Below are 4,369 nucleotides of genomic sequence, written 5' to 3' on the forward strand. Positions count from 1 at the left end.
GGATTCAAAAGGGCTTGAGCTATAAATCGCCAAGACAGGTGTGGTTTGATTATTATCGTCAAGCTGCGTAATTAAAATCTCCCAAGTTTGGTTCTACGGATTTGACGGCAGGGGTCAGTTCTTCAGGAGCTTTAAAACAGAATGGATGCCAAAGGGTGGTTATGAGAATATCGCTAAGGCTAAAAGTGCCATTGTTGATTATATCTGGGGCTATTATCAAACCGTGAGACCGCACAGTTTTAATGATTATTTAACACCGTTAGCAAAAGAAAAACGTTACTTTAATCAAAATCTCTTATCAGCTGTCCTAAATTAGTTGACCACTACAGCTGAGATGGTCTTCCATCTAAGCTTTTAAGGCAGTGTCGATAAAGGATTGCATGAGCTGCTTTTGAAAAGCTTTGATGTCATCGAAGCTTTTCATGCTACCAGCCATTTGCTCGGCCAGTTTTTTAATGTCAGATTGGGTAGTCATTGCTTATTCTCCGGTTAGTGGATTATAAGCAGTTACACACTTTTTAGGAAATGCTCGCTTGATCCTTCAACGTTGAACATATCCCTATTCTCAGATTTTCTTTATCTACCGCTCAATCACTTTTTCATCAATCATTTCAGTAAGTAGCTGAGTCACTGTTTTACGACTATCGAGCGCATGCTTTTTTAGCCTAATATACATCTCTTCATCGAGATTAAAATTTACGCGAACTGTCTTTTTTGGACTATCCGAGACATCTGATAAATCGAGCTCATCTTTTGCTTTTTTACTTGGTCTACCTGCTGCCAGACTCATACCCTACTCCTCATCAAAAAATGTTTTTATTTCATTCACTAGATCTGTCATCTCTTGTACAGCATTACTATTAGATGCTTCTGTATCAAACACTGTTTTACCTAATGATGCGCTATTCGGATAACTTACACGCTGCATAATTCTAGTATCCAAAACTGGCAAACCATAGTCTAAAAGCACGGTAGCCACCTCTTTGCCAATGTTAGTGTTCTGGATTGCTCTAGACACCACAAAGGCTGCCTTCAGCTTCCCCTCTGTCATCTCTATCCGCTGTTTCACTAAATCAACTAAATCACTGGTAGCCCAAATATCGTACGGGCTCGGTTGCACAGGTATCAGTATAAAATCAGCAGCCTTAATAGCAGATATTGCTAGGCTCGTTGCTTGAGGCGAGCCATCAATGACTACATAATCCTTATCAGATACGCTCTTTAGATCTTTATCTAAAGTTGGGCGATCAAGTCCGATTACTGGAACTGGGTTATCTTCATCAACTGCTCTCCAGTCCCTCGCACTACCCTGTTTATCGCTATCAACCAACAGAATACTATGTCCTTGTAGCTGTAGCCCCCTGGCTATTTGCGTGGCGATCGTCGTTTTGCCACTACCACCTTTTTGATTTAATACTGCTATTACTTTCATAGAGCAACTTCCGTGTTTTGAGTATTTGAGTATTTGAGTATTTGAGTATTTGAGTATTTGAGTATTTGAGTATTTGAGTATTTGAGTATTTGAGTATTTGAGTATTTGAGTATTTGAGTATTTGAGTATTTGAGTATTTGAGTATTTGAGTATTTGAGTATTTGAGTATTTGAGTATTTGAGTATTTGAGTATTTGAGTATTTGAGTATTTGAGTATTTGAGTATTTGAGTATTTGAGTATTTGAGTATTTGAGTATTTGAGTATACTATAAAACTTATCGTTTATCAGACAATATATCAAGCTATTCAATAAGACTTTTCTTTTCTTTTCTTTTCTTTTCTTAATTATATTGCCTATCTGTTCCCTTAATCTGTTTTTATCTTTAGATAGTCATCAAATGGTCGTTTCGTGAACTCTTTTGGACTTTCTGCTATTAACTGTTCAGCTTTAGCCCAAAATGCTTCGTTGCTATCTCTAGCTTCAACTGAAAGCAGTTGATGGTCGTTATAGTCTGACGTAAATTGCGCTGAACGAACAATACGTTTAATTTTATCCAATGATAATGCGCCTTTATCATCTGTTAATGAAATGGCACCTTTTTTATAGAAACTGAAAGTCACGCTTTTATATGTGTGTTTGATCTTGCGATATTTAACACTGACGTGATAAGCAGTATTTTCATTTATTTGCTCAACCGCTTTTTCAATAACTGACTGGCGCAACTGTCCAAACTGTTTATACTTACCAACACATCCCATCATATATCTGAATTCACCTAAATCTATAGTTTCACTCCATCTATTTTGTCCTTGCCAACAGACAACCATTTCATAAAGCCGAATAGCATAAATACTTGTTAACTCAACAGTATCAGCAAGTCTGTATCGTGTGAAATTCTTCTTCAGCTGCGTTAGATAAGGAAGTATCTTTTGGGCAAATGTGACAGTTATTTGTGATTTCTCAGGTTGGAATAAAACGCTTGATACAAAACGTGTTCGTAGCATTTCATTATCAGGTAACGCTATCTTAACTTCTCTTTCGAAAAGGTTATTTGCAACAACATTTAAATCCCTATAAACATTATCTTTACTAGAGTCCTTGTATAGCTCTTTCATCTGCTCAGTAGTTACCACGAATTCATCTTGCATTGTAATTTCAGACGCATTGGGTTGACTATTGATTTGACTAATACAGGCTAATAATAGGCGTTGTTCATTTCTCGTCAATTCGTAACTAGCAACAATTAAATCATTAGATTTTGCTACAAGATTATTTTTCATTTCATATGCACCCGTTCATTCAGTGTTAGTGAGTATAACCTAATAACACTACGCATAACAATAACTAAATTAGTATTGTTATGCGTAGTGTTATCCCACATCATTTAGTGTTATCCCACATCATTTAGTGTTATCCCACATCATTTAGTGTTATCCCACATCATTTAGTGTTATCCCACATCATTTAGTGTTATACGACGTTGTAAGCTATTGATTATGAAAGGGAAAAAGCGCTCTAAACAAGAGTAAACAGGATTAAACAAGATTAAACAAGATTAAATAAAAACCTTTAAAGAGATTTTTAAATTTTTCTGTGCATAAGTTAATAAAATTGAGTGAATGTTAACGATTAAACTCCATTAGCCGATATAGAAAAACAAGGCTTAAGTTCCAATGCTAAAGACTAATTAAATGCAATTAGAACGAGTATGTTGATCGATAGACTTTAAACAGTCTTAGAGGATTCTCTAGTACTCATTAGACAACTTGTAGCCACAGCTCATCATAAACATTAATAATCCTTGTATCGCCGCTCTGAGAGCGTTCTAGATCTTAATAATTAAGTCATGATTTATATCAGAAGCTTTATATCAATTTGCAGTGCATCACATATTTCATAGATCTTTTTGAGTGTGATGTTTTTTTCACCACGTTCTATATTACCCATATAGCTTCGATCAATCCCTGCCATCTCAGCTAGTTTTTCTTGAGATATCCCTTTGGATTTTCTCACTTCACGCACGCGTTTTCCAAAAGCAACCATACGCTCATCTGTCGTCATAACATTAACCACTGCTAAAAATAGCAATACTCACAGTGGTTCGCTATAATATCCACGGGATATAGTCGGTATTAAGAGGATGGCCATGAAAACTAAAGTAGCGTATAAATTAGATATCACAGAAGATGCCAAAACTATCTGTGATAAGTATTGGCTGAGAATCAAAAATAATTCTAAGAAACCCTTTATTTACAGCTGTAAAGAAATAGGTGATGAATTTGGTCTGACGTATAGGGAAATTACGAGGATTGCTGAGGATAATGCTTATCTCACAATACTCGACTGCCGATGCGTAAACTGTAGTACTGTAAAAATCTGCTGTAACCGTACAGAATTTATAAGCTCGTATTTGGACAGTTGGGAGTGTGAGAGTTGCTACCTAAAGGCTTTTTATCGTAGGCAACAAGATAGCCGCCGTGATGGCAATGAAAGCGCCCTGCAGCAACAGTTGATAAAAGAAAACGTATTTATAAATCAGCTAATTCAGTTTCGCCAGACTCAGCTATATTCAGTTCCTAGTTTGGATAATATAAACACTGTTGATCATTACTTATTAGTCGCTGTTCTAACATGCTTGGGAACAGATAATCTCCGTTCAACTATCTCATTATCGGATAATCTGGATACTCAGTTATCACCATCATATAGTCTAGATACTAAAATATTAGACCGTTTAATGAGAAAAAATTTACTGTTAGTTAACATTGAAAATTCATATGATTATGTTCGTGCTAATGAAGATTGTTTGCTTCAATTTGACCCCTGCCGTCAAATCCGTAGAACCAAACTTGGGAGATTTTAATTACGCAGCTTGACGATAATAATCAAACCACACCTGTCTTGGCGATTTATAGCTCAAGCCCTTTTGAATCCTA

General features: G+C 36.0%; 6 protein-coding genes and 1 pseudogene. 2 read left to right on the plus strand and 5 right to left on the minus strand.

The window, feature by feature from the left end:
• Nucleotides 1–76 precede the first annotated feature (76 nt).
• Nucleotides 77–316, plus strand: coding sequence for an IS3 family transposase (locus tag ACP69U_RS13660; protein ID WP_426138824.1), 240 nt, complete (start codon nucleotides 77–79; stop codon nucleotides 314–316).
• Between the two features lie 33 nt (nucleotides 317–349).
• Here ACP69U_RS13660 and ACP69U_RS13665 read toward each other — a convergent pair.
• The 5 genes and pseudogenes from ACP69U_RS13665 to ACP69U_RS13685 all read right to left on the minus strand — a co-directional run.
• Nucleotides 350–475 (minus strand): annotated as a pseudogene (locus ACP69U_RS13665) (IS256 family transposase); the annotation flags it as partial.
• Between the two features lie 105 nt (nucleotides 476–580).
• The gene (locus ACP69U_RS13670; RefSeq protein WP_201629998.1) at nucleotides 581–790 is read right to left on the minus strand and encodes a plasmid partition protein ParG; all 210 of its coding nucleotides are present in this window, start codon (nucleotides 788–790) and stop codon (nucleotides 581–583) included.
• Between the two features lie 3 nt (nucleotides 791–793).
• On the minus strand, nucleotides 794–1,432 hold the full coding sequence (gene parA, locus ACP69U_RS13675; RefSeq protein WP_426138820.1) for a ParA family partition ATPase: 639 nt from the start codon (nucleotides 1,430–1,432) through the stop codon (nucleotides 794–796).
• Nucleotides 1,433–1,798: 366 nt separating this feature from the next.
• Nucleotides 1,799–2,713 carry a replication initiation protein gene (locus tag ACP69U_RS13680; protein WP_426138821.1) on the minus strand — a complete coding sequence of 305 codons (915 nt, stop codon included), beginning with the start codon at nucleotides 2,711–2,713 and terminating at the stop codon, nucleotides 1,799–1,801.
• Between the two features lie 571 nt (nucleotides 2,714–3,284).
• Nucleotides 3,285–3,494: a helix-turn-helix domain-containing protein gene (locus ACP69U_RS13685; protein WP_426138822.1), complete on the minus strand. Its 210-nt coding sequence runs from the start codon at nucleotides 3,492–3,494 to the stop codon at nucleotides 3,285–3,287.
• Nucleotides 3,495–3,579: 85 nt separating this feature from the next.
• Between ACP69U_RS13685 and ACP69U_RS13690 the strand changes: the two genes are divergently transcribed.
• The gene (locus tag ACP69U_RS13690) at nucleotides 3,580–4,296 is read left to right on the plus strand and encodes a hypothetical protein (RefSeq protein ID WP_426138823.1); all 717 of its coding nucleotides are present in this window, start codon (nucleotides 3,580–3,582) and stop codon (nucleotides 4,294–4,296) included.
• Nucleotides 4,297–4,369: the final 73 nt, after the last annotated feature.

The sequence above is a fragment of the Psychrobacter sp. TWR1-1-1 genome (assembly GCF_049895865.1).
GTDB classification, from domain to species: Bacteria; Pseudomonadota; Gammaproteobacteria; order Pseudomonadales; family Moraxellaceae; genus Psychrobacter; species Psychrobacter immobilis_A.

Excerpts from the sequence above, each read along its gene's own strand:
- ACP69U_RS13670 (WP_201629998.1), bottom strand. The coding sequence starts at position 790 with ATGAGTCTGGCAGCAGGTAGACCAAGTAAAAAAGCAAAAGATGAGCTC.
- ACP69U_RS13690 (WP_426138823.1), top strand. The coding sequence starts at position 3,580 with ATGAAAACTAAAGTAGCGTATAAATTAGATATCACAGAAGATGCCAAA.
- ACP69U_RS13685 (WP_426138822.1), bottom strand. The coding sequence starts at position 3,494 with ATGACGACAGATGAGCGTATGGTTGCTTTTGGAAAACGCGTGCGTGAA.
- parA (WP_426138820.1), bottom strand. The coding sequence starts at position 1,432 with ATGAAAGTAATAGCAGTATTAAATCAAAAAGGTGGTAGTGGCAAAACG.
- ACP69U_RS13680 (WP_426138821.1), bottom strand. The coding sequence starts at position 2,713 with ATGAAAAATAATCTTGTAGCAAAATCTAATGATTTAATTGTTGCTAGT.